The 25,409-nt window shown below is 38.5% G+C and carries 25 protein-coding genes and 2 tRNA genes; 25 read left to right on the top strand and 2 right to left on the bottom strand.

The genetic code is table 11. From position 1 onward, the window contains the following. Positions 1-117: 117 nt before the first annotated feature. The 8 genes from spoVT to AC6CHV_RS24665 all read left to right on the top strand — a co-directional run bounded on the left by spoVT (position 118) and on the right by AC6CHV_RS24665 (position 6,720). Positions 118-654, top strand: coding sequence for a stage V sporulation protein T (gene spoVT, locus AC6CHV_RS24630; RefSeq protein ID WP_099353514.1), 537 nt, complete (start codon positions 118-120; stop codon positions 652-654). Between the two features lie 303 nt (positions 655-957). Then, positions 958-2,574: an oligosaccharide flippase family protein gene (locus tag AC6CHV_RS24635; RefSeq protein ID WP_498079872.1), complete on the top strand. Its 1,617-nt coding sequence runs from the start codon at positions 958-960 to the stop codon at positions 2,572-2,574. A gap of 224 nt (positions 2,575-2,798) precedes the next feature. Continuing rightward, complete coding sequence (gene yabN, locus AC6CHV_RS24640) at positions 2,799-4,247, top strand: bifunctional methyltransferase/pyrophosphohydrolase YabN (protein WP_498079873.1); 1,449 nt, start codon at positions 2,799-2,801, stop codon at positions 4,245-4,247. A 263-nt stretch (positions 4,248-4,510) separates the two neighbouring features. Then, positions 4,511-4,771 carry a S4 domain-containing protein gene (locus AC6CHV_RS24645; RefSeq protein WP_121449298.1) on the top strand — a complete coding sequence of 87 codons (261 nt, stop codon included), beginning with the start codon at positions 4,511-4,513 and terminating at the stop codon, positions 4,769-4,771. 112 nt (positions 4,772-4,883) lie between these two features. Beyond that, a complete protein-coding gene (gene yabP, locus AC6CHV_RS24650) occupies positions 4,884-5,189 on the top strand; it encodes a sporulation protein YabP (RefSeq protein WP_341329583.1) in 306 nt (101 codons plus the stop codon). Next, entirely contained in the window at positions 5,186-5,821 is a 636-nt protein-coding gene (yabQ, locus tag AC6CHV_RS24655) for a spore cortex biosynthesis protein YabQ (RefSeq protein WP_341329584.1), read from the top strand. The genes yabP and yabQ overlap by 4 nt, the downstream gene beginning before the upstream one ends. A gap of 15 nt (positions 5,822-5,836) precedes the next feature. Beyond that, entirely contained in the window at positions 5,837-6,211 is a 375-nt protein-coding gene (locus tag AC6CHV_RS24660; protein WP_341329585.1) for an FtsB family cell division protein, read from the top strand. Positions 6,212-6,291: 80 nt separating this feature from the next. Beyond that, positions 6,292-6,720, top strand: a complete 429-nt coding sequence (locus AC6CHV_RS24665) for a S1 domain-containing RNA-binding protein (protein WP_440274410.1) — start codon at positions 6,292-6,294, stop codon at positions 6,718-6,720. Positions 6,721-6,871: 151 nt separating this feature from the next. Here the strand turns inward: AC6CHV_RS24665 and AC6CHV_RS24670 are convergent. Next, positions 6,872-6,943: transfer RNA gene (locus AC6CHV_RS24670), tRNA-Glu, on the bottom strand. A gap of 9 nt (positions 6,944-6,952) precedes the next feature. Further along, positions 6,953-7,029, bottom strand: a tRNA-Met gene (locus AC6CHV_RS24675). Between the two features lie 508 nt (positions 7,030-7,537). Here AC6CHV_RS24675 and spoIIE point away from each other — a divergent pair. The 17 genes from spoIIE to lysS all read left to right on the top strand — a co-directional run bounded on the left by spoIIE (position 7,538) and on the right by lysS (position 25,147). Beyond that, positions 7,538-10,024, top strand: a complete 2,487-nt coding sequence (spoIIE, locus tag AC6CHV_RS24680) for a stage II sporulation protein E (RefSeq protein ID WP_341329587.1) — start codon at positions 7,538-7,540, stop codon at positions 10,022-10,024. Positions 10,025-10,102: 78 nt separating this feature from the next. Next, on the top strand, positions 10,103-10,843 hold the full coding sequence (locus tag AC6CHV_RS24685) for a vWA domain-containing protein (RefSeq protein ID WP_099353505.1): 741 nt from the start codon (positions 10,103-10,105) through the stop codon (positions 10,841-10,843). Next, the gene (gene prkT / locus AC6CHV_RS24690; RefSeq protein WP_341333455.1) at positions 10,809-11,837 is read left to right on the top strand and encodes a serine/threonine protein kinase PrkT; all 1,029 of its coding nucleotides are present in this window, start codon (positions 10,809-10,811) and stop codon (positions 11,835-11,837) included. The genes AC6CHV_RS24685 and prkT overlap by 35 nt, the downstream gene beginning before the upstream one ends. A 64-nt stretch (positions 11,838-11,901) precedes the next feature. Beyond that, positions 11,902-13,293, top strand: a complete 1,392-nt coding sequence (tilS, locus tag AC6CHV_RS24695) for a tRNA lysidine(34) synthetase TilS (RefSeq protein ID WP_498079874.1) — start codon at positions 11,902-11,904, stop codon at positions 13,291-13,293. Between the two features lie 19 nt (positions 13,294-13,312). Beyond that, positions 13,313-13,852 carry a hypoxanthine phosphoribosyltransferase gene (gene hpt / locus AC6CHV_RS24700; protein WP_121449289.1) on the top strand — a complete coding sequence of 180 codons (540 nt, stop codon included), beginning with the start codon at positions 13,313-13,315 and terminating at the stop codon, positions 13,850-13,852. Between the two features lie 124 nt (positions 13,853-13,976). Next, positions 13,977-15,917, top strand: a complete 1,941-nt coding sequence (gene ftsH, locus AC6CHV_RS24705; RefSeq protein WP_341329589.1) for an ATP-dependent zinc metalloprotease FtsH — start codon at positions 13,977-13,979, stop codon at positions 15,915-15,917. A gap of 143 nt (positions 15,918-16,060) precedes the next feature. Beyond that, on the top strand, positions 16,061-16,837 hold the full coding sequence (locus tag AC6CHV_RS24710) for a type III pantothenate kinase (RefSeq protein WP_440274414.1): 777 nt from the start codon (positions 16,061-16,063) through the stop codon (positions 16,835-16,837). A gap of 35 nt (positions 16,838-16,872) precedes the next feature. After that, the gene (gene hslO / locus AC6CHV_RS24715; protein WP_498079875.1) at positions 16,873-17,751 is read left to right on the top strand and encodes an Hsp33 family molecular chaperone HslO; all 879 of its coding nucleotides are present in this window, start codon (positions 16,873-16,875) and stop codon (positions 17,749-17,751) included. A gap of 19 nt (positions 17,752-17,770) precedes the next feature. Continuing rightward, positions 17,771-18,682, top strand: a complete 912-nt coding sequence (locus tag AC6CHV_RS24720) for a peptidyl-prolyl cis-trans isomerase (protein WP_341329592.1) — start codon at positions 17,771-17,773, stop codon at positions 18,680-18,682. A 111-nt stretch (positions 18,683-18,793) separates the two neighbouring features. After that, positions 18,794-19,723, top strand: a complete 930-nt coding sequence (cysK, locus tag AC6CHV_RS24725) for a cysteine synthase A (RefSeq protein WP_498079876.1) — start codon at positions 18,794-18,796, stop codon at positions 19,721-19,723. A gap of 168 nt (positions 19,724-19,891) precedes the next feature. Continuing rightward, on the top strand, positions 19,892-20,488 hold the full coding sequence (gene pabA / locus AC6CHV_RS24730) for an aminodeoxychorismate/anthranilate synthase component II (RefSeq protein ID WP_341329594.1): 597 nt from the start codon (positions 19,892-19,894) through the stop codon (positions 20,486-20,488). A 93-nt stretch (positions 20,489-20,581) separates the two neighbouring features. Further along, positions 20,582-21,421 carry a dihydropteroate synthase gene (gene folP, locus AC6CHV_RS24735; RefSeq protein ID WP_498079877.1) on the top strand — a complete coding sequence of 280 codons (840 nt, stop codon included), beginning with the start codon at positions 20,582-20,584 and terminating at the stop codon, positions 21,419-21,421. A gap of 5 nt (positions 21,422-21,426) precedes the next feature. Next, a complete protein-coding gene (folB, locus tag AC6CHV_RS24740; RefSeq protein WP_121449281.1) occupies positions 21,427-21,789 on the top strand; it encodes a dihydroneopterin aldolase in 363 nt (120 codons plus the stop codon). Then, the gene (folK, locus tag AC6CHV_RS24745; protein ID WP_341329597.1) at positions 21,789-22,313 is read left to right on the top strand and encodes a 2-amino-4-hydroxy-6-hydroxymethyldihydropteridine diphosphokinase; all 525 of its coding nucleotides are present in this window, start codon (positions 21,789-21,791) and stop codon (positions 22,311-22,313) included. Before folB ends, folK begins: the two co-directional genes overlap by 1 nt. After that, positions 22,265-22,477, top strand: a complete 213-nt coding sequence (locus tag AC6CHV_RS24750) for a helix-turn-helix domain-containing protein (protein WP_099353492.1) — start codon at positions 22,265-22,267, stop codon at positions 22,475-22,477. The genes folK and AC6CHV_RS24750 overlap by 49 nt, the downstream gene beginning before the upstream one ends. A 33-nt stretch (positions 22,478-22,510) precedes the next feature. Then, on the top strand, positions 22,511-23,512 hold the full coding sequence (dusB, locus tag AC6CHV_RS24755; RefSeq protein WP_498079878.1) for a tRNA dihydrouridine synthase DusB: 1,002 nt from the start codon (positions 22,511-22,513) through the stop codon (positions 23,510-23,512). A gap of 144 nt (positions 23,513-23,656) precedes the next feature. Beyond that, positions 23,657-25,147 carry a lysine--tRNA ligase gene (gene lysS / locus AC6CHV_RS24760; RefSeq protein ID WP_341329599.1) on the top strand — a complete coding sequence of 497 codons (1,491 nt, stop codon included), beginning with the start codon at positions 23,657-23,659 and terminating at the stop codon, positions 25,145-25,147. The last annotated feature ends 262 nt before the right edge of the window (positions 25,148-25,409 follow it).

Below are 25,409 nucleotides of genomic sequence, written 5' to 3' on the forward strand. Positions count from 1 at the left end.
TCTGTTGGTGTAAGATACTAAACTCAACAACAAATGGTGATTTATTCAAATCTATACAAATTGTACATCAATCACCACTATTCTTTAATCATCAGATGAAAGTGAGGCATCATAAGAATGAAGGCAACTGGTATTGTTCGTCGAATTGATGATTTAGGTCGAGTAGTTATCCCGAAAGAGATCCGTAGAACGCTACGTATTAGAGAGGGAGACCCATTAGAGATTTTTGTTGATCGTGATGGAGAGGTCATTTTAAAGAAATATTCTCCGATTAGTGAACTAAGCGATTTTGCAAAGGAGTATGCGGAAGCACTTTTTGATAGCTTAGGACACCAAGTACTTATTTGTGACCGTGATGCATTTATTGCGGTTGCAGGAGGCTCCAAGAAAGAATACTTAAATAAAAACATAAGCGAACTCATTGAAAAGTCGATGGAAGACAGAACTTCTATTTTAGAAACAGAAGAGCGCCAAGTATCCATCGTTGAGGGTGCTGACGAAACAATCTCATCTTATACGATTGGTCCGATTATTGCAAATGGAGACCCAATTGGTGCTGTTGTCATATTATCAAAAGAAAAAGCACTCGGAGAAGTAGAACAAAAAGCCGTCGAAACGGCAGCCGGGTTCCTTGCGAGACAAATGGAACAGTAATAAAAAACGAATGTTTGATCCATGGAAAAGGTAGCTAATATAGCTGCCTTTTCTTCCGTTAAGGGTAATGTCTGGGGAAGTATGTTATAATACACTGGAAATTATTTAACTATATTCAGTCGGACTGAATAAAGTTTATGCTCCGGCGGATGCCACAGATTTTTAAATGAAACTTTTCGAGCATAAGATCAAAGACTAAATGCGCCACTTCCTGTGGCAACGTCTTTGTGACCCACCTCGTGTGGGCCTAAAAATCTGGGCGCAAATACGCCAAGGCGCATTTGATTAGGAAGGAGATGGGCGATGAGCGTCCAATCCGAAGAGAGATCAAAGCGAGTTTGGGAAGGTGCTTTCATTCTTACCATAGCCGGTTTGATCACCAAGATACTTAGTGCTGGTTACCGTATCCCGTATCAAAATATCGCAGGGGATATTGGCTTTTATATTTATCAACAGGTATATCCGATCTACGGGATTGTCCTTGTTTTTTCTACATATGGATTTCCAGTGATTATATCAAAGCTTCTAGCGGAAAAATTAGAACAAGATGATGAAGTCTCTGTCATAAAAATACTATATATCACCCTATTTACGTTATTAGGATTGGGAGTACTATTATTTAGTTTTTTATACTGGGGTGCTGAAGTCGTTGCAGGTTGGATGGGTGACAAAAAACTCACACCACTAATAAAAGTGATTTCATTTTCATTTTTACTCTTGCCTTTTATCTCTGTCTTTCGTGGCTTTTTTCAAGGTCATAAAAATATGATACCAACCGCAGTTTCACAAGTAACTGAACAATCAATTCGTGTCGTAACGATTTTGTTCATGTCATTTCTACTTTTGGATTATGGGTATGGAGCATATGTGGCTGGAGCGGGAGCGATATTTGGTTCGATAACTGGAGGCTTTGCAGCTCTTTCAGTTCTCTTGTTTTACTTACTTAAAAGAAAAAAGAGCCATCAGATGAGACCTTTTTCAAACGCTTCGATAAAAACGATAGAAATTATCAAAATCCTTTTCACACAGGGGATGACAATTTGCATTAGTGCTTTGTTACTGATTCTTTTTCAGTTGGTTGATTCTTTCACTGTATACTCTTTTTTGATTTCAGGGGGAGTAGAGGAGGAAGCAGCAAAACAAGCAAAAGGAATTTATGACCGCGGACAACCACTCCTTCAGCTTGGAACTGTGGTAGCAACATCATTAGCATTATCGCTTGTCCCATTAATTGCAAGTGCAAAGGCTAGAAACGACCTAGCTTTTATTGAAGCAAAGGTTGATTTAACATTTCGTCTAAGTATAGTTGTTGGAGTTGGGGCTTCAGTAGGTCTTGCATGTGTCCTTGAACCCACAAATATCATGTTATTTCGTAATGACCTGGGAACAAACATACTCACGATTATCGGTTTATCTATTTTATTTACAACATTATCCCAATCGATTACGGCTATTTTACAAGGGCTGGGCCATCCATTCTTACCGGCAATCGTGGTCATTATTGGAATGTTAGTAAAATGGATTTTCAACCTGTTATTAATTCCAGGATACGGAACAGTTGGAGCAGCTGTTGCAACCTTCATTGCCTTTGGAGGGACATCTGTCCTACATATGTCGATTATTAAAAGAAAACTCCCCGGTGCCTTACAAAATTGGTCCTTTCTTTATCGTGTCTTATTTGCAATGATTGCCATGGGGCTAGTTATTTTTTGCTATCGATGGAGTTTGCATAAGGTGTTTCCAATAGGCGGGGAAAGTCGCATGTTTGCTAGCTTCGAGGCATTAACCTCTGTAATTATTGGAGGAGTAACCTATCTGTTTTTTATTATAAGAGGGAGTGTATTTTCAGAAGAAGAACTTTCGGAAGTCCCGATTGGATCCAAAGGAACCTTCCTTATTAGGCTAATTAAAGGGTCGTGATTAAAAAGGAGGATGAAGAGGACCGCGTCGACAAAAACGCCACGTCCTCATGTCTTGTCGACACTAGCACGTCCTGTGCGTCGAAATTTCAAGGCGACGCGAGCTCCCGAGGACCGGAGCGTATGCAGTAAATACGTGAGGACCGGAGAAGCAAGACAACGCAGAAATTCGATGTGTCATATTCACCGCACTTTTTAACATCTACTTAAAGGAGGAAAGAGAGCATGATATCAGTTATTGGCCTAGGTGCTGGAGACCTATCACAGCTTCCATTAGGCATTTATCGTAAACTTTCGGCTGCTGAACATTTGTATCTTCGAACGAAGGAGCATCCTGTTATAAAGGAATTAGAAGCTGAGGGAATTAGGTATCACTCCTTTGACGACATTTATGAAAAACATGAGCAATTCGAGGATGTATATGATGAAATAGTCGACATACTAAGGAATGAAGCGAAAACAAAGGAAATTGTTTATGCTGTGCCCGGGCACCCGATGGTAGCAGAGAAGACGATTCAGCTTTTACTTGAGGATCAAAATCTTCAAGTAAAAATTGAGGGGGGCCAAAGCTTTATCGATCCTTTATTGGCTTCATTAAGAATTGATCCAATTGAAGGTTTTCAATTCATTGATGCTTTGTCTTTTGAAAAAGATGAATTACAGCTATCACAGCATATTATTATTTGTCAGGTCTATGATCAATACATAGCTTCAAATGTTAAATTAACACTAATGGAGCAATTACCTGATGAATATGAAGTATATATTGTAACAGCAGCGGGTAGTAAGGACGAAAAAATCACTAAAGTCCCTCTATATGAATTGGATCGAGGAGTAGAGGTGAACAATCTGACAAGCGTTTATGTCCCTCCAGTTCAAGAAGTAGAATCTCTCTATCATGATTTCCGGACTTTCAGAAGAATTATTGCTGCATTACGAGGTCCTGGGGGATGCCCGTGGGATCAAAAACAAACTCATCAATCGTTAAAGAAATATTTACTAGAAGAGGTTTACGAGGTACTTGATGCAATTGATCGTGAAGATGATGATCATTTAGCAGAGGAACTAGGAGATGTACTTCTCCAAGTGGCACTACATGCCCAAATTGGTGAGGATGAAGGCATGTTTTCAATTGATGATGTCATTCGTGGAATTTCCGAAAAGATGATTAGAAGGCATCCACATGTATTTGGTGATGTAACGGCAGAAACTGCAGATGAAGTTGTGACAAACTGGGAGCAAATTAAACAATTGGAAAAAGGCAGTAATAGGGCAGAAAAGTCCATCTTTGATGAGATTACAAAGGGATTGCCTGGATTAATGAAAGCTGTCGAATATCAAAAAAAGGCAGCGAAGGTTGGGTTTGATTGGGATGCTGTTGAGCCAATGTGGGACAAGGTTTTTGAAGAAATAAAAGAATACAAGGTAGCAGTAGAAGAAAAACAAAAAGGAGATGCCATTCAAGAATTCGGAGATATCCTTTTTGCTTTAGCTAATATAGCAAGATTTTATAAATTTGATCCAGAAGAAGCAATTGCCATGACAAATCAAAAGTTCGTAAGACGTTTTCAATTTATAGAAACAGAACTAAGAAAACAAGGGCTAAAGATAGAAGAACAAACCCTTGAAGAACTTGATGCAATCTGGGAAAAAGCAAAACAAGCAGGACTGTAACTTTATTTAGCAGAAGTTACATTCTAGTATGGAACCAATGTTAATAAAGTTACAAAATTTTGGGAACGTCAAATAATGACTAAATAAATTTATAAGCCTCCGGCGGATGCCATGATTTTTCAAAGGAAGTTTTTCGAGCAGTAAGATTAAAGACTAAAAACGCCATGTCCTGTGGCAACGTCTTTATGAACCACTTCCTGTGGGCCTAAAAATCAGGCGCAAATACGCCAAGGCGCATTTGATTAGAGGAAAGAGGTGAAATCATGCGTTTGGATAAATTCTTAAAAGTTTCTCGACTAATCAAACGACGCACGTTAGCAAAAGAGGTTGCAGACCAAGGCAGAATCCTCATTAATGGAATAGCTGCAAAGGCAAGTAGCAATGTGAAAATAGGTGATGAGTTAACAATCCGTTTTGGTCAGAAAATAGTAACTGTGAAAATCGAAGATCTACAAGAAACAACAAAAAAAGAAGATGCAAATAAGCTTTATTCCATCGTGAAAGAGGAAAAAGTAGAAGCGTAAACATTTGATAATCTACCTAAGGCTTGTTCTAAACTCACCCACATTCTCATACATTTTACTATTAAACAAGTGGTTATTTTGATCACTTAAGTATGAATGTGGGGGTTAGAAGATGAACCAATACTACGATGGAACGCCGCCTAATAAAGGAACTGTGCAAGAACATGATGTGATTATGAGAAGTCGTAAGCTTCTTGACATAACAGGTGTAAAGCAAGTGGAAAGCTTTGATAATGAAGAATTTTTACTTGAGACTGTTATGGGTTTCCTAGCAATTCGTGGCCAAAACCTGCAAATGAAGAATCTAGATGTGGAAAAAGGTATTGTATCAATCAAAGGAAGAGTCTATGACATTAGTTATTTGGACGATCATTCGACGGAGAAGGCTAAAGGATTCTTTGGCAAGTTATTTAGATGACCCTGTCAACCCAGTTCTATACATTGCTTGCAATGATTTGTATGGGAGGTTGGCTAGGGGCCTCTCTTGATACGTACCAACGTTTTTTAAATCGTTCAAGACGAAAGTATTTCTTTGTTTTTATCAATGACATTTTATTTTGGATTGTACAAGGCCTATTGTTCTTTTATACACTTTTACTAGTAAATGAGGGTGAACTGCGATTTTATGTGTTTATTGCGATATTATGTGGATTTGCAGCTTATCAAAGTTTAATAAAGTCATTTTATGTTAAGGCACTAGAACACATCATACAAGCCTTCATACGTCTTTATGAGTTCTTACTCCGTATGGGCGAATTCCTTATCATTCGACCAATTAAAATGTTGTATCAACTCATTATCGTGATTCTGCTGGGTATCTTGAATATTTTACTCGTTCTCGGGAAAATTCTTCTAAAAACCTGTTGGATATTAATCAAAATCTGTTTTGCACCAATCAAGTGGATTGGAATTATCATCTGGAGGCTGATGCCGTCGGCCGTTACGAAAAATGTAGAAAAGATTTTTTGGAAATGTGCAGGATTTTTAAAAAAGGTAGAGAATATCAAACCTATACTGATAAAATGGTGGAAGAAGATTAGGAAACAATAGGAGGCATTCTCTACAATGAGTGCAGTTCGAAAGAAAAACGTAACACAATTACAATCAACATATATGGAAAAATATAAACAGCAAGAAGAAGCCCTTCAAGTGAAACGAAAAGGCTTGATTAGAAGATTGATTGCATTTGCGCTCTTAGTTGCAATCATTTCTTATGGGCTTGTTTCAATGGTTCTGTCACAACATAAGACGATGAATGAAAAAGTTGCTGAGAAGGAAAAACTACAAGAACAACTCACCGCACTAAAAGATGAGCAGGTACTTCTTGAAGAGGAAATCGTAAAACTCAACAATGATGAGTATATCGAAAAAATAATCCGCAGGGATTATTTTCTATCTAAGGAAGGTGAAATTATTTTTAAAGTGGGAGATGGGTCTTAGTCTTATTGACACTCGTTTTTTATATTATGTATAATGTATATAAATGATTTTGTTCAAATTTAAGGAGGAGCATTTTTTTTATGTCAATCGAAGTAGGCAGCAAGGTTCAAGGGAAGGTAACAGGAATTACGAATTTTGGAGCGTTTGTGGAGCTGCCAGAAGGCTCAACTGGTCTTGTCCATATTAGTGAAGTCGCTGACAATTATGTTAAAGACATTAATGAGCATTTAAAAGTTGGTGACCAAGTAGAGGTCAAGGTAATAAACGTTGAGAAAGATGGAAAGATTGGATTATCTATTAAAAAAGCTAAAGAGAATCCGAATCCACAACCACAGCGTCCACGTCACAATGGTCCACGTAATAACCGAAATGACCAACGTAATAACAATAAAACTGAAAGCTTTGAACAAAAAATGAATCGCTTTCTAAAAGACAGTGAAGATCGTCTATCTTCCTTAAAGCGTAACACCGAGTCAAAACGAGGTGGACGTGGAGCGAGAAGAGGATAACCTGCTGCTGTAGCTCTATATATAAATTTAAAAGCACCCAATTTGGGTGCTTTTTGTATGCCTTTTTTAGGAAACGGGTTGTTTTATCAGGAATGCAGTTATTACAACATAATAACAAAAAAACAGTGTGAAAATCTCACACTGTTTCAGATGACCCGTACGGGATTCGAACCCGTGTTACCGCCGTGAAAGGGCGGTGTCTTAACCGCTTGACCAACGGGCCTAATTATTATGGTAGCGGCGGAGGGGATCGAACCCCCGACCTCACGGGTATGAACCGTACGCTCTAGCCAGCTGAGCTACGCCGCCATAGGATAAATGAGTACTGAATTAGTATATTTTCTAAAAGAGTTAATATGTTCCTTCCTCTTCAAGTAAATTCGAAGATGATTGATGCGTCGGAACAACTCGTAGATGATTCATGGAAGTTTTGCTCGTCGCTCTAGCCAGCTGAGCTACACCGCCATAGGATAAATGAGTGCAAAAATTTATAAAATACCTGAGTTCGACAAACTCTGTCTCAAACTCTAGTAAGTAAGCACAAGTTATATAATACCTTCTGTCTATTCATTCGTCAATATTTTTTGTATTGAAGAAAAATAATACAAAAATTCGCACAATACAAACGATATTCTATGAAATTCTCCGCAAACGGATTAAATTACACTCCTATAATTCGTCATATGACATTTATTTTGTAGGAATACTGGACAAGCAGTCGAATGATTTTTCCGTTTGCTCCTGTTGTTTTGACAAAATACGTATTTCATCAACTGTATAATAACAGACAACTATTAAATACGGGGAGTGTTTGTAAATGGAAAGAATAGAGAGGAATTTAAGTGCGCCCATTACAGATGTAGCCATTGAAAAAACGCAGGACACTGTGTCTAAATGGTTTCAGCGTTTTCAAGCCAAACTTATAAATCTATTTCTACTAAAAGGGCTTTTACTAGTAGTTGTCGGGTTTTTATTAGGACGAGCTCTTATCCTGAATGAATTAACCCCCTTCGCATTACCCTTTTTCGCAGCAGTCTTTATGATGAAAAAAGGGAAGGCAGGAATAGCGATGGCAGCTGTTGTCGCGGGATCGTTTACCCTTTCGGCTGATGTGACTATTTTCACATTTTTATCCATAGCCTTTTTTCTTGTAATCTATAAGGTTCTTCAGAGGTTTAAGGTTGATTTGATTAAAGCGTTGCCAACACTTGTGTTAATTTCATCGGCAATCACTAAGGCGGGAATTCTTTATCTTACACAAGGTGCAATCACAATACATGATGGGGTAATGATCGGTGTTGGCTCGGGTCTAGCCTTTATATTAACCTTAATATTTCTGCAAAGCGTACCATTATTAACAGAGAAACGAAGGAGACAATCGTTTAAAACGGAAGAAGTTATTTGTTTAATTATTTTAATTGCCTCTGTGTTAACAGGAACAATGGGCTGGCTCGTATACGAGATGTCCATTTCAAATATCCTTTCTAGGTATGTCGTCCTTTTGTTTGCATTTGTAGCAGGAGCGACCATTGGATCCACTGTTGGGGTTGTAACGGGTCTAATTTTAAGTCTAGCTAATGTGACGAGCTTGTATCAAATGAGTCTTCTCGCTTTTTCAGGTTTGCTAGGTGGCCTCTTAAAAGAAGGAAAAAAAGCTGGAGTGGCACTTGGATTAATTGTAGGAACACTCTTAATTGGCCTTTACGGAGAAGGTGCGAGTCAAATTATTCCTACTTTATATGAATCTGGTGTAGCAATTCTTTTATTTTTACTGACGCCTAAAGGTTTAATAAGTAAAGTGGCAAAGAATATTCCAGGCACACCGGAGCATAGTGCAGAACAGCAGCAATACCTTCGTAAAATTCGTGATGTAACAGCTCATCGCGTTTCGCAATTTTCAACTGTGTTTGAAGCTTTATCTAATAGTTTTTCAGAATACGGATATCCCGTTGAAGATGAGGATAAGGACCGTGAAGTCGATCTGTTTCTAAGCAATGTAACAGAAAAAACGTGCCAATCGTGTTTCAAAAAGGAGGCGTGCTGGTCCAAGAACTTTAATAAAACATATGATTACATGAAAGATATTATGCATGGTTGTGAAACAAATTCTCTCATGTATAATCACAAACTTACGAGAGACTGGGAAAAGCATTGTGTACGATCGAAAAAAGTAATTGAAGCGGTCGAACAGGAATTTACGTATTATCAAGCAAATCAAAAGCTTAAGAAACAAGTAAAGGAGAGTAGAAAACTAGTAGCCGATCAATTATTAGGTGTGTCTCAGGTAATGAGTGATTTTGCCAAGGAGATTCAACGCGAGGGTGAAAACCATCATTTGTTAGAGGAGCAAATACTTGATGCCTTACAATCATTTGGAATTCAAATAGGCCATGTAGAGATTTATAGTGTGGAGCAAGGAAATGTAGATATCGAATTAAGTATTCCATATTGCAATGGAAGTGGGGAGTGTGAAAAGTTAATTGCACCAATGCTATCCGATATTCTTGAAGAAACAATTCTCGTAAAAAGGGAGGAATGCTCAGCTTATCCAAACGGATTTTGTCACGTAACCCTAGGCTCGGCAAAAGCCTATGTCATTGATACAGGTGCTGCCCATGCTGCCAAGGGTGGAGGACTTGTATCGGGCGACAGTTATTCAACAATTGAATTAGGAGTTGGAAAGCATGCGGTAGCCATCAGTGATGGAATGGGCAATGGAGAGCGTGCCCATTACGAAAGCAATGAAACTTTGGAGTTATTAAAGAAAATCCTCCAATCTGGTATTGAAGAGAAAGTTGCGATTAAATCAGTCAACTCCATACTCTCATTACGAACAACAGATGAAATATTCTCAACGCTAGATTTAGCGGTTATTGATCTTCAAGACGCAAGTGCAAAGTTCTTAAAAATCGGCTCGACGCCAAGTTATATAAAGAGAGGAGACAAAATTAGTAAAATACAGGCAAGTAATCTACCAATGGGAATCATTGAGGACTTTGAAGTGGAGGTAGTTGATGAACAATTAAAGGCTGGTGACCTTTTAATCATGATGAGCGATGGCATTTTTGAAGGTCCAAAGCATGTCGAAAATCATGATATGTGGATGAAACGTAAAATAAAAGAAATCCAAACGAATGACCCGCAAGAGATTGCAGATTTAATTATGGAGGAGGTTATCCGCACTAGATCGGGGCAAATTGAAGATGATATGACAATTGTTGTGACAAAGATAAAACATAATACACCAAAATGGGCAGCCATCCCAGCGTATGCGTACCAGAAAACAAAGAGCAAGGCGATTTGATTCTATCGAAAGGGGTTTAAAAGACTATTATTTTGTCCATCCTGTTACTAACTTTAAATCAGTTGGAGGGGATGGAACGTGCAAAAAGGCACATTGAAGCAAATTCTATTAATTACGGATGGTTGTTCAAACCAAGGGGAAGATCCGATTGCAATGGCTGCTCTTGCTAGAGAGCAGGGAATTACGATTAATGTTATTGGGGTAGTAGAGCAGGATACGATTGATGAACAAGGAATGCAGGAAATAGAAGGTATGGCAACTGCTGGTGGAGGCGTAAGCCAAATCGTTTATTCCACTCAGTTATCACAAACTGTTCAAATGGTGACAAAGCAAGCGATGACCCAAACCCTACAAGGGGTGGTCAACAAGGAGCTTCAGCAAATCCTTGGATCGAAGACATCAATGGAGGACCTTCCGCCAGAGAAACGTGGAGAAGTAATGGAGGTAGTTGATGAGCTTGGTGAAACGGTTGATTTAGAGGTTTTAGTTTTAGTGGATACGAGTGCAAGTATGAAGCACAAGTTGCCAACAGTAAAAGAAGCCTTACTGGATCTCTCGATTAGTCTAAATTCGAGAATGGGAGACAATCAATTTTCTGTGTTTGTATTTCCTGGGAAAAAAGTCGAAGTCGAAAGGGTATTAGATTGGACGCCAAGACTAGAATCTTTATCTAGTATTTTTCCAAAGCTAACAACCGGTGGAATCACGCCAACTGGTCCAGCAATTCGTGAAGCACTTACCCACTTCAAGAAAAAAAGATCATTAAGGAGCTTGTTGTCTCGTGATGATGAACAATACTACGAAGAGTCAGGTATGTAAGGTTTCCCCTGGTACTGTTATCACTGGAAAATGGCATAAAAAATCATATCGTATTGTGAGACCTTTAGGACAAGGTGCCAATGGTATTGTCTATTTAGCGGAAAGTATGAATGGCCCTGTGGCTTTAAAAATAAGTGAAAATGGCGTAACAATTACGTCAGAGGTGAATGTACTTAAACACTTTTCAAAGGTCCAAGGCTCTGCCCTTGGACCTTCTTTTATAGATGTTGATGATTGGATAAGACCGGGTGTCACCAGCCCAATCTCCTTTTATGTAATGGAATATATTCGAGGAGAAAGTTTTTTGTCTTTCATTGAAAAAAGAGGAAAAGAATGGACGGGAATCCTATGTTTGCAGTTACTAGCTGATTTAGACCGTCTCCATCAAGAAGGGTGGGTATTTGGCGACTTAAAACCGGATAATCTCCTTGTTGCTGGAAACCCGCCTAAAATAAGATGTATCGACGTTGGTGGAACAACTGTGCAAGGTAGAGCTATTAAGGAGTTTACCGAATTTTTTGACCGTGGATATTGGGGAGCGGGCTCGAGAAAAGCAGAACCTTCCTATGATTTATTTGCAGTTGCAATGATTATCATTAATACAGCCTATCCAAACCGGTTTACAAGAACAGACCAACCTGTAAACCAACTTAAATCTATTATTGCAAATACGGAGTCTCTACGAAAAATAGATACGGCCCTTTATCAAGCGATAGACGGAAAATATCTGCGCGCTCAAGACATGAGAAAAGATCTAGTTATGAAGTTAAGCCAAGCTAGTAAGGGGCATGCTTCTGTTCAAAAAACACGGGCAGCAAGAAAGCCACAAACGAAGACTATACCAACAAGAAGTAATCATTCTAATCCAAATCTATCGAGGGTGAATAAACAACCGAAGCCAAAAAAACAAAAGGGCGGCGTTCTTGAAACGGTATTATTGCTTCTCTTTGTATCACTGGGATATCTACTTTATCTGTATGGACAAGTTCTGTAAAATTGCTTTGGAAAGTGATACGATAAATGTATTCTTTAGTTCCGTAAAAAGGATTGGTCCGACAATGATTGAAAAAGTAAACCAGTTTATTGAGAAACATGAATTAATAAAGAAGGAATCCACAATAATAGTAGGGGTATCCGGTGGCCCGGATTCCCTTGCTTTACTGCATTATTTGTATCATCATCAAAAGGGTTCATATTCAACACTTATTGCTGCCCATGTTGACCACATGTTCAGAGGGAAAGAATCAGAGGAGGATTTACTGTTCGTAAAGGGGTTTTGTGAGGAGTATAAAATTCCTTTTGAATCAATCCAATTCGATGTCACATCCTATAAAAAGAAACACAGTTTAAGTTCCCAGGTAGCTGCCAGAGAAATAAGGTATCATTTTTTTGATGAACTTATGAGAAAATATAAAGCAGATCATTTAGCACTTGGACATCATGGGGATGATCAAATTGAAACGATTCTAATGAGATTGGTAAGAGGCAGTAAAGGAATCGGGTATGCGGGTATACAAATAAACCGCCCCTTTTCATGCGGAACGATTATTCGTCCATTTTTAGCAGTAACAAGAACTGAAATTGAAGAGTATTGCCTCAAAATGAATCTTATTCCAAGACGCGATCCTTCTAATGAAAAAGACGACTATGTACGAAATCGATTTAGACATCATGTTCTTCCATTTTTAAAACAGGAAAATTCTGCGGTACATGAGCATTTTTTGCGATTTAGTCAATACATTACAGAGGATAATCAGGTTTTAGATGAATTAACAAGTGAGAAAATGAATAAAGTAATGAAAAGGAATGAAGGTAACGAAATAGAGATTGAAATATCTACCTTTTTAGCAATGCCAAAATCTTTACAAAGAAGAGGGATTCAACTAATATTAAACTATCTCTACAAAGAACTTCCTCCTTCTCTTTCTGCCATACATATCGACAATTTGTTAACTTTCTTGGAGAGTAGCCATCCATCCGGAGAATTGCATTTTCCTTCGGGGTTACGAATTGTAAAATCTTATGATAGTTGTACATATACTTATACGGATTATAAGGATAACGTAAGCCCCTATCGATTCCAGATTGATTCACCTGGGCTTTATAAACTTGAAGATGGTAGTGAGATAAAGAGTCAAGTGTGGAGGAACTATCCTAGAGGCTTGGTCGGAAATGACTGTTTCGTCGTCGATCCAGACAAAATCCAATTGCCCATTTATGTCCGTACGAGAAAAAACGGAGATAAAATGACGCTAAAAGGAATGAATGGTTCTAAAAAAGTGAAGGATATCTTCATCGATGAAAAAATACCCCTTCACCGGCGTAATTTCTGGCCGATAGTCGAGGATGAACAAGGAGAGATTTTGTGGCTTCCAGGATTGAAAAAGTCATCACATGAAGCAACATGTAAAACAAAATCACACTATATCGTACTACAATACACGCAATGATTTTAGGGGGCTTTAAAGAATGAAGCAGGATATTGAGAAGGTTTTATTTTCCGAGGAAGAATTACAGCAAAAAATTAAAGAATTAGGTAATACTTTAACAGAGGACTATAAGGATAAATTTCCTTTAGCAATTGGAATACTAAAAGGAGCTATGCCTTTTATGGGCGATCTGTTAAAGAGGGTAGATACACACTTAGAAATGGATTTTATGGATGTGTCAAGCTACGGAAACTCAACCGTATCTTCTGGAGAGGTAAAAATCATCAAGGACTTGGATACTTCTGTAGAGGGAAGAGATATTCTAGTAATTGAAGATATTATCGATAGTGGTTTAACACTAAGTTATATCGTTGAATTATTCCGTTATCGCAAGGCAAAATCCATTAAAATTGTTACACTTTTGGATAAGCCTACTGGAAGAAAGGCTGATATTAATGCAGACTATGTTGGATTTATCGTTCCTGATGAGTTTGTTGTTGGTTACGGTCTCGACTATGCTGAGAAGTACCGTAATCTGCCGTACATCGGAGTTTTAAAACCTGAGGTCTATTCAAAATAAGTTTTTTGGAAAAACTGACCCTTTTTTGAAACCTATTGGCAGGTTAAACGTAAATCATTTGAATAGCAATTATTATCTATGATACTATTTACTATAGTTTGTTCACCGCGGGAGGAGGTAAGGGATGAATCGGATTTTTAGAAATGTCATATTCTATTTACTCATATTTTTAGTCATAATCGGAGTGGTTAGCTTCTTCCAAGGAGCCAATGGCCAGCCTGAAGTGATGAAATATGGAAAGTTTGTTGAACATCTCGAAACAGGAGATGTAAAAAATATCACGGTACAACCCGAAAGAGGCGTCTTTGAAGTAAGAGGCCAATTAAATGGCTACAAAGAGGATCAATATTTTGTAACAAATATTATCGGAAGCCAAAAAGAAGTAGATCGGATTTATGAAGCGGCGAAGAACGCAGACGTAGATATACTTAAAGCGAAGGAAACAAGCGGCTGGGTAACCTTCTTTACGTCGATTATCCCATTTGTTATCATCTTTATTTTATTCTTCTTCCTACTTAACCAAGCCCAAGGCGGCGGCAGTAGGGTTATGAACTTCGGTAAGAGTAAAGCGAAGCTATATAGCGAAGAAAAGAAAAAGGTTAGATTTAAAGATGTTGCAGGAGCGGACGAAGAGAAGCAAGAGCTTATTGAAGTAGTTGAGTTTTTGAAAGACCCTCGGAAATTTGCTGATCTAGGTGCAAGAATTCCAAAAGGGATCCTTCTTGTTGGACCTCCTGGAACAGGTAAAACATTGCTTGCCCGTGCTGCTGCTGGTGAAGCGGGAGTTCCATTCTTCTCCATCAGTGGTTCAGATTTCGTTGAAATGTTCGTAGGGGTTGGTGCTTCACGTGTACGTGACTTATTCGAAAACGCAAAGAAAAATGCGCCATGTATCATTTTTATAGATGAAATTGATGCAGTTGGACGTCAGCGTGGTGCTGGTCTTGGTGGCGGTCATGATGAGCGTGAGCAAACCTTAAACCAATTGCTAGTTGAGATGGACGGATTCGGTGCAAACGAAGGGATCATCATCGTTGCAGCAACAAACCGCCCAGATATTCTAGACCCTGCCCTTCTACGTCCAGGACGTTTTGATCGTCAAATCACAGTTGACCGTCCGGATGTTAAAGGAAGAGAAGCAGTTTTACGAGTTCATGCTCGTAATAAGCCTTTTGATGAATCTGTTGATCTAAAAGCTATCGCTGCAAGAACTCCAGGATTCTCAGGTGCAGACCTAGAAAACTTACTTAATGAAGCAGCACTCGTTGCCGCTCGACAAAATAAGAAGAAAATTGATATGGCAGATCTTGATGAAGCGTCAGATCGCGTAATTGCGGGTCCAGCGAAAAAGAACCGTGTCATTTCGAAAAAAGAACGTAATATCGTTGCGTTCCACGAAGCGGGACATACCGTTATTGGAATGGTGCTTGATGAAGCGGATATGGTTCACAAGGTAACGATTGTGCCTCGTGGTCAAGCCGGCGGTTATGCAGTAATGCTTCCTAAGGAAGATCGTTACTTCATGACAAAACCTGAACTGTTAGATAAAATCACTGGTCTATTAGGTGGTCGTGTAGCAGAAGAAATTACATTTGGAGAAGTGAGTACAGGTGCTCATAATGACTTCCAACGTGCTACAGGTATTGCTCGTAAAATGGTTACCGAATATGGAATGAGTGAAAAATTAGGTCCTCTTCAATTTGGTCAAGCGCAGGGTGGTCAAGTGTTCTTAGGACGCGATATCCACAATGAGCAAAACTATAGTGATGCTATTGCACACGAAATTGATCTTGAAATTCAACGCTTTATTAAGGAAAGCTACGAGAAAGCTCGCAAGATCCTTACAGAAAATCAAGATAAACTTAAGCTTATCGCAGAGACATTACTTGAGGTTGAAACATTAGATGCTGCCCAAATCAAGAGCTTATTCGAAGAAGGTAAATTACCTGACCGACCAGTAGCGATTGAAGGAACAGACAAACCAAAAGAAGATGTAAAAGTTACAATTAACTCTAAAAAAGATAATGACGTAACTGAAGGCGAAAACAAGAATAAAGAAGAATAACGCAAAAGGTGTCTACAACGAAATTGTAGACACCTTTTTGTTTCCGAGTAAACCCCCGACTGAGTGTAGTTAATTGTGGAATACTAAAAAGTAGGTGTGGTATGATGTTTGCAAAGTCATACGTTATATGTTGGGGGTACTTCATGATTTTCGTTTTTGATGTGGGAAACACGAATATGGTTTTAGGGGTATTTGAAAATAATGTATTAAAACATCATTGGAGAATTGAAACAAGCCGGAACAAAACAGAAGATGAATATGGACTTGTTATCAAGTCATTATTAGAACATGAAGGATTAACCTTCAAAGATATTAAGGGCATTATCATGTCCTCTGTCGTTCCGCCAATTATGTTTGCTCTGGAACGAATGTGTCTAAAGTATTTTGGTATAAAGCCTATGGTGGTTGGACCAGGGATTAAAACAGGCCTAAACATAAAATATGATAACCCGAGGGAAGTGGGTGCTGATAGGATCGTCAATGCTGTTGCAGGCATTCATTTATATGGAAGTCCACTCATCATTGTTGATTTCGGTACAGCCACAACTTACTGCTACATAAATGAGAAGAAGCAATATATGGGTGGAGCGATTGCGCCAGGAATTGCCATTTCAACAGAGGCTTTATATTCAAGAGCTGCTAAGTTGCCAAGAATTGAAATAGCCCGTCCGGAAGGTGTGATTGGAAGAAACACGGTGAGTGCGATGCAAGCGGGTATATTATTTGGTTACGTTGGTCAGGTTGAAGGTATAGTAGCTCGTATCAAAGCACAGGCGATTGAAAAACCAAAAGTAATTGCGACTGGTGGACTCGCTGCACTAATCGCTGCTGAATCACATGCGATTGATGAGGTTGACCCATTTTTAACATTAAAAGGCTTGCAGCTTATCTATCAACGTAATATGGAAGCAAAAAGCTGACAACATCAACGAACAACATGAAAAGGAGAAAAACTATGAGTGATTATTTAATTAAGGCATTAGCCTATGATGGACAGGTTCGCGCATATGCGATAGATTCAACAGATACAGTTGCTGAGGCTCAAAGACGCCATTATACGTGGCCGACTGCTTCTGCTGCACTTGGAAGAACGATGACTGCAGGTGTTATGTTAGGAGCCACCCTAAAGGGTGAAGTCAAGCTAACAATCAAAGTTGAAGGTGGAGGTCCAATCGGAATTATCCTTGTCGATACAAATGCAAAAGGTGAAGTAAGAGGATATGTAACAAATCCACAAACCCATTTTGACTTAAATGAGCATGGGAAACTGGATGTAAGAAGAGCTGTTGGAACAGAAGGTACTTTAACAGTTGTTAAGGATGTTGGCATGAGGGAACAATTTTCAGGTCAAGTTCCAATTGTATCAGGAGAATTAGGAGAGGATTTTACCTATTATCTTGTTACTTCAGAGCAGACTCCTTCATCAGTTGGAGTAGGGGTTTTAGTGAACCCAGATAATTCAATTTTAGCTGCTGGAGGTTTCCTCATTCAGCTTATGCCGGGTACTGATGAGGTTACAATAGCTAGAATTGAAAAAAGACTACAAGAAATAGAACCAATCTCAAAAATGATTGAAAAGGGACTTACACCAGAGGACATCTTAGCAGAGATTATTGGCAAGGAACACCTTAAAATTCTTGAAAAGATGCCAGTGTCCTTTGTCTGCCCTTGCTCTAAAGAACGAATTGAACGTGCAATTATTAGCCTTGGCACAGATGAAATCGAGGCAATGATTGAAGAAGATGGTAAAGCAGAGGCACAATGTCATTTTTGTAATGAAAAGTATCATTTTTCAAAAGATGAGTTAATAGAATTAAAAAACCAGGCAAAGTAAGGTAATGGGAGATGGGAAGATGAATCGAAAGATATTGTGGTCAATTATTGCTGCTCTCGTTATCACTAACTGTTTGTCGATTGTATACTTTGCAGCAGCTAAGCCAGATGAAAAAACAATTAAGGCTTCAAAACCTGTTGTCGCTAGTGGGGAAGAAGAGGTGGTTGCGACAATTGGGGATACAACCATAACAAGACAACAATGGTTACATGAACTTGAAGGGCGATATGGAAAACAAATTTTAGAAGAAATGATTGATGAAGAAGTTGTTCGTCAGATGGCCGAAAAGCATGAGATTACTTTATCTGAAGATGCTGTTGATCGTGAATTAACGTTAATAAAGACGATGTATAATACGATTGATCATGAGAAAATAAATGACGAGCACTGGAAGGAACAAATCGAGTTAAGCATTTTATTAGAAGAACTTTTAACGAAGGATGCTGTTATTTCAGAAAACGAAATGAAACATTTCTATAAGGAAAACAAGCATCTATATGAAATTCCAAAGTCATACCACCTTTCCCATATTGTTGTGAAAACAAAGAAATCGGCGGAACAGGTTCGGGATGAACTAGAAAATGGTTCTAGCTTTTCAGCACTAGCAATGGAAAAATCGATTGATGAGTTTTCAGCAAATCGGGGTGGGGAACTCGGATATGTAAATGCAGAAAATGGATATGCACCAGATAACTATTTGGAAGTTGCTGAGAGCTTGAAGCCGAATGAGTGGAGTGAACCGATCAAAGTAGAGGATGGTTATGCAGTGGTTATTCTTCATGAGGTCATTGATGCTGTAACCTATTCCTATGAGGATGTAAAGGATCAAATTAAACGCCAAATCGCAATAGACCAAATGAATGGAACGATTTCAGTAGAGCCATTTTGGAAAGAACTTGATGTGAAGTGGTTCTATGAAAAACAACAGTAATTTTCAGAAAAAATTCACAAAACGCAAGCCGCAAATTCATTGACTTTTATGGGCGTAGTTGGTAAATTGTAGATAAAACCAATAAAAATAGTAGGGATTGAGGGTGGAATCATGACAAGAGTAGCAAATTCAATCTATGAGTTAATCGGTCAAACACCAGTTGTAAAGCTTAACCATTTAGTTGATGAAGATAGTGCTGATGTTTATGTGAAGCTTGAGTTCTTTAACCCAGGTAGCAGTGTAAAAGATAGAATTGCTTTAGCGATGATTGAAGCAGCAGAGAAAAAAGGGGAATTAAAACCTGGTGACACAATTATTGAGCCAACTAGTGGAAACACGGGTATCGGTTTAGCAATGGTAGCAGCTGCTAAAGGTTTAAAGGCAATCCTAGTAATGCCAGATACAATGAGTATGGAGCGTCGTAACCTTTTAAGGGCATATGGAGCGGAGCTTGTTTTAACACCAGGCTCTGAAGGTATGAGAGGTGCTGTTAACAAGGCAGAAGAGCTTGTTAAAGAACATGGCTATTTCATGGCACAACAATTTGATAATGAAGCAAACCCTGAAATTCACCGTTTAACGACTGGTAAAGAAATTGTTGAGCAAATGGGTGACCAATTAGATGCGTTTGTATCTGGTATTGGTACAGGTGGAACAATTACTGGAGCAGGTGTGGTTTTAAAAGAGAATTATCCAAACATCCATATTGTTGCAGTAGAACCAGCTGACTCTGCAATTCTATCTGGTGGAAAACCAGGTCCTCACAAAATCCAGGGAATAGGTGCAAACTTTGTACCGAGCGTTCTAAACACTGAAATTTATGATGAAGTATTTACCGTTAAAAATGAAGAAGCAATCGAATATGCACGTCGTACAGGTCAAGAGGAAGGATTCCTTGTAGGTATCTCTTCTGGAGCGGCTATCTTTGCTGCACTTCAAGTTGCGAAAAAATTAGGTAAAGGCAAGAAAGTACTTGCGGTCGTCCCAGATAATGGTGAGCGTTACTTAAGTACAGTTCTTTATCAATTTGATGAGCAATAATTCAACATACAAAAGAGTCTTATCCTCATAGGATAAGACTCTTTTTTCAATTCAATGGTGTACCAGTAATCGTATATCATGTAAAATATAAAAATAGACGATCTATAGATGTAAGCATAGAGCTGAGTGAAGTAGAGATTAAAAAATATGAGTATGAGGTGAGCTAAGATGATCGTAATGATTGATAATTATGACTCGTTTACATTTAATTTAGTGCAGTATGTGGGAGAATTAGGAGAAGAGATTATCGTCAAAAGAAATGATGAAACCACAGTCCAGGAAATAGAGGAGTTATCCCCCGATTTGATCATGATATCCCCCGGGCCTTGTACACCGAATGAGGCAGGGATAAGTCTAGAGACAATCTCTTATTTTGCAGGGCGTATCCCGATTTTTGGTGTTTGCCTTGGTCATCAATCAATTGCCCAAGCATTTGGTGGAGATGTAATTAAAGCCCAAAGGCTTATGCATGGGAAAACATCAGAAATGATACATGACGGTAAAACCATTTTTTCAGGACTTGATCAGCCTTTTACAGCTACTCGATATCATTCTCTAATCGTAAAAAAGGAAACCCTTCCTGCGTGTTTTGAAATATCAGCTGAAACAGCAGATGGTGAAATCATGGCCATCCGTCACAAGGAGTATCCAATCGAGGGTGTCCAATTTCATCCAGAGTCCATTATGACTAATGCTGGGAAGCAACTGATTGAAAATGTAGTTAAACAATTCATCAGTAATAAAAGTGAAGTAGGATCAAACTAAAAAAATCAGAGTGCCTGTTATTAGTACATATATCTATTACATTTTCAGAGACAGGCCTATATTGTATAAACGAATAACAAAGGAGTTTGAGAAATGGACCAAAGCAGAACGAGACCAACACTAACATGTGGTCCTTATCAATTAGACTTTTCGAAAAAAACGATGATTATGGGAATTCTAAATATCACACCTGATTCATTTTCAGATGGTGGCTCCTATATTGACCTAGACGCGGCAATCCGTCACGCCAAAGAAATGGTCGAGAATGGTGCAGATATTATTGATGTTGGTGGTGAATCGACAAGGCCTGGACATGAAAGAATCTCTGATGAAGAAGAGATCGCTAGAGTGGTGCCAATCATTAAGGCGTTAGTAAAGGAAGTTCACGTACCGATTTCGATTGATACCTATAAGTCTGAGGTAGCGAAGCAGGCAATTGAAGCAGGAGCACACATTATTAATGATATTTGGGGTGCAAAAGCAGATCCTAAAATGGCAGAAGTGGCAGCAACCTATCAAGTGCCGATAATTCTCATGCATAACCGTGACAATAAAAACTATAAGAGTCTTATTGATGATATGATCGTTGATTTAAAAGAAAGTATTGAGATTGTGAGAGCTGCGGGTGTAAAGGATGAGAAGATTATCTTAGACCCAGGAGTAGGTTTTGCGAAAACCTTTGAAGGGAATATTGAAACCATTCGTCACCTGGACCGGTTTTCTGACCTAGGTTTTCCAATACTATTAGGAACGTCAAGGAAGTCTTTTATTGGAAAAATATTTGATTTGCCGCCAAAGGAACGCGATGAAGCAACTGGCGCAACGACTTGCCTTGGTATCCAAAAGGGCTGCGATATTGTCCGTGTACACAATGTGATAGTGAATGCTAGACTTGCTAAAATGATGGATGTCCTTGTTGGTAAAGGAGAATAACAAAGATGGATAAGATCTATGTGAACCAAATGCAATTTTATGGTTATCATGGTGTTTTCACGGAAGAAACAAAGCTAGGCCAACGCTTCTTCGTGGACCTCATGGTAGAAGTGGATGTTAAACAAGCGGGTGAAACGGATAATTTAAATTACTCCGTTCATTATGGGGAGCTTTACAATCTATGTAAGGAGATTGTTGAAGGTAAACCGTACAAATTGCTTGAGGCAGTAGCTGAAAAAATGGCTACCGACATTTTAGCCCATTTTCCATTGGTCTCTAGCTGTACAATAAAAGTAATCAAGCCTGACCCACCAATACCAGGACAGCTTCAGTCAGTAGCGGTAGAGATCACAAGGAGTCGACAATAGTGAGTAATACAGCTTATATCGCCTTAGGTACAAATATAGGTAACCGGGAATCCTATTTACATTCAGCTTTACAAGCGATTCAAGAAAAAGATATCGATATTATCGGTTTTTCTTCAATTTATGAAACAGATCCCGTTGGTTATGAAGATCAAGACCGATTTTTAAATATGGTAATTAAAGTAAATACTGATTTACAACCATTGGATTTACTAGAAGTTTTGCAGAGTATAGAGCATGAATCTGGTAGGGAAAGGAAAATAAGGTGGGGGCCTCGAACACTCGACCTTGACATTTTGCTGTTTAATCAAGAAAATATTGAAACAGAGCGTCTTATTGTCCCTCATCCCCGAATGACAGAGCGAGCTTTTGTTCTGGTACCATTAGCTGAAATAGACCAGAATTTAGAAATTCCAACAGTAACAAAGCCAATATCCTTACTACTAGACGAATTACAAGACAGAGAAGGTGTGCGTATATGGAAGCGGAGAAATGGGGAAGACGTATTCGTGCTTTTCGAAAATTAAAAGGGTATACCCAAGAGAGTTTGGCAAAAGACCTCGGGGTATCGGTGTCTCTTGTTGGAGAAGTAGAGCGGGGAACGCGAATGCCTAGTAAGATATTTTTACAAGAGGTTGCAGATATATTAAAAGTACCACTTGATGATTTACGTCCAAAAGAGGTTGATTAAATAGTATCAAAAATAGAAGGAAGGAGGGTTACCGTGTTAAAAATAGGCAATATCGAAATGAAGAACCAAGTTGTTCTTGCGCCGATGGCTGGGGTGTGTAACTCTGCGTTCCGTCTAACCGTTAAGGAATTTGGTGCAGGATTAGTTTGTGCAGAAATGGTAAGTGATAAAGCTATTCTCTATAAAAATGCGAGAACAATGGGGATGCTTTATATAGATGAACGTGAAAAGCCACTTAGCCTTCAAATTTTTGGAGGAGAAAAAGAAACATTAGTTGAAGCGGCAAAGTTTGTTGATAGAAACACAACTGCGGATATTATTGATATTAACATGGGATGCCCTGTACCAAAAATTACGAAATGTGATGCAGGGGCAAAGTGGCTATTAGATCCTAATAAGATTTATGAGATGGTTTCAGCGGTAGTTGATGCAGTTGACAAACCGGTTACTGTAAAAATGCGAATGGGCTGGGATGAAGACCATATTTTTGCGATTCAAAATGCTCAAGCGGTAGAACGTGCTGGCGGTCAAGCAGTAGCCATGCATGGAAGAACTCGTGTTCAAATGTACGAAGGGTTTGCGAACTGGGATATTATTAAACAAGTAAAAGAATCAGTAAATATCCCTGTTATCGGAAATGGTGATGTTAAAACACCACAGGATGCGAGACGTATGCTTGACGAAACAGGCTGTGACGGTGTAATGATTGGCCGTGCAGCGCTTGGAAACCCATGGATGATTTATCAAACAGTCAAATATTTAGAAACTGGTGAATTAACTGAAGAGCCAAGTGTAAGGAAAAAAATCGATGTATCAATTCTTCATTTAGATCGTTTAATTAACCTAAAGAATGAAAACGTTGCGGTAAGGGAATTCAGAAAACATGCTGCGTGGTATCTAAAAGGAATCCGCGGAAATGCAATAGTGCGTAATGACGTTAACAATTGCAATACACGAAATGAATTAGTGGCCGTTTTACAAAACTTCGTGGAAGAAGTAGAAAAAAAGCAAGAAAACAATGCTAAGGTTGTTTGACATCAATAGTTCCCTACACTATAATACCCGTAAGCAACCCACTGCCAGTTAATTACTGGCAGTTTTTCTGCTTTACGTTTATATTGGAATAGGACAAGTTATATATTTACGGTTTTTCATAGATGAGTGACAAAATAGGAGTTGATGGAAATGAATCATGAGGAATTAAATGACCAATTGATTGTCAGAAGAGAAAAGCTACATACATTGCGTGAAAAGGGAGTAGACCCTTTCGGAAAGAGATTTGAAAGAACTCACAGCACACGTGAGTTAATCGATTTATATGATGGTTTTACTAAAGAGCAATTAGATGAAAAAGAAATCACTGTTACAATTGCCGGCCGTATCATGACAAAGCGTGGTAAAGGGAAGGCTGGATTTACTCATATCCAAGATCTAACTAGTCAAATCCAGCTATATGTACGTCTAGATGCAGTTGGGGAAGAACAATATGAGATATTTAATATTGCTGACCTAGGAGATATTGTCGGAGTAACGGGTACAGTCTTCAAAACAAAAGTAGGGGAACTTTCTATAAAAGTAACTTCATTTGAGCTTTTATCAAAAGCATTACGTCCTCTACCAGATAAGTTCCATGGACTAAAGGACGTAGAGCAGCGCTATCGTCAACGCTATTTAGACTTAATCATGAGCCCGGAAAGCAAAGAAACGTTTATTACACGCAGTAAAATCATCCGAGCAATGAGACGCTATCTGGACGACCATGGTTATCTGGAAGTTGAAACACCAATGATGCATTCAATCCCAGGTGGAGCATCGGCGAAACCGTTCATTACTCATCATAATGCGTTAGATATCCCATTATATATGCGTATTGCGATTGAGTTACACCTAAAGCGCCTTATTGTTGGTGGTTTAGAAAAAGTATATGAAATCGGTCGTGTTTTCCGAAATGAAGGTGTATCAACTCGCCATAACCCTGAATTCACAATGATTGAGCTTTATGAAGCTTATGCAGACTATAAAGACATCATGAGTTTAACGGAAAACTTAGTCGCTCATATTGCACAAGAGGTATTAGGAACAACGACTGTAACCTATGGTGAATATGAGATTGACTTAAAGCCAGAGTGGAAACGACTCCACATGGTAGATGCCATTAAAGAATATGTAGGCGTAGATTTCTGGAAGGAAATGAGTGTAGAAGAAGCAAGACAACTTGCTAAGGAACATAATGTTGAAATCAATGACAATATGCAGTACGGTCATATTGTTAATGAATTCTTTGAACAAAAAATTGAAGAGAAACTCATTCAACCAACATTCATTTATGGACATCCAGTAGAGATTTCGCCATTAGCGAAAAAGAATCCTGAAGATCCTAGATTCACAGATCGTTTCGAGCTATTCATTGTTGCTAGAGAACATGCTAATGCTTTCACAGAATTAAATGATCCGATTGATCAACGTCAAAGATTTGAAGCTCAGCTGAAAGAAAGAGAACAAGGAAATGACGAAGCACATATGATGGATGAAGATTTTGTAGAAGCATTAGAATATGGATTACCACCAACAGGTGGATTAGGAATAGGAATAGATAGACTCGTTATGCTTTTAACTAATTCTCCTTCAATTAGGGATGTATTACTATTCCCACAAATGCGCAATAAATAATATGAGTAATAGAGTGGGTTTCCACTCTATTTTTTTATAGATTTACTCAAAAAACTTTTTTAGTATAATTTTTTTATTAAAAATGCTTGCCTTAATAGTTTAGAGGTGGTATATTATAAATCTGCCGCCGAGATGCGGTGATGAAATAAAAAAAGAAATAAAAAAGTTATTGACTATCAAAATAATAAATGATATTATTATAAAGTTGCTTCAAGAGAGCAACGATAGCGAAACTTACGAAAGTTCTTTGAAAACTGAACAC

It is taken from the genome of Ferdinandcohnia sp. GQ5 (assembly GCF_059759275.1).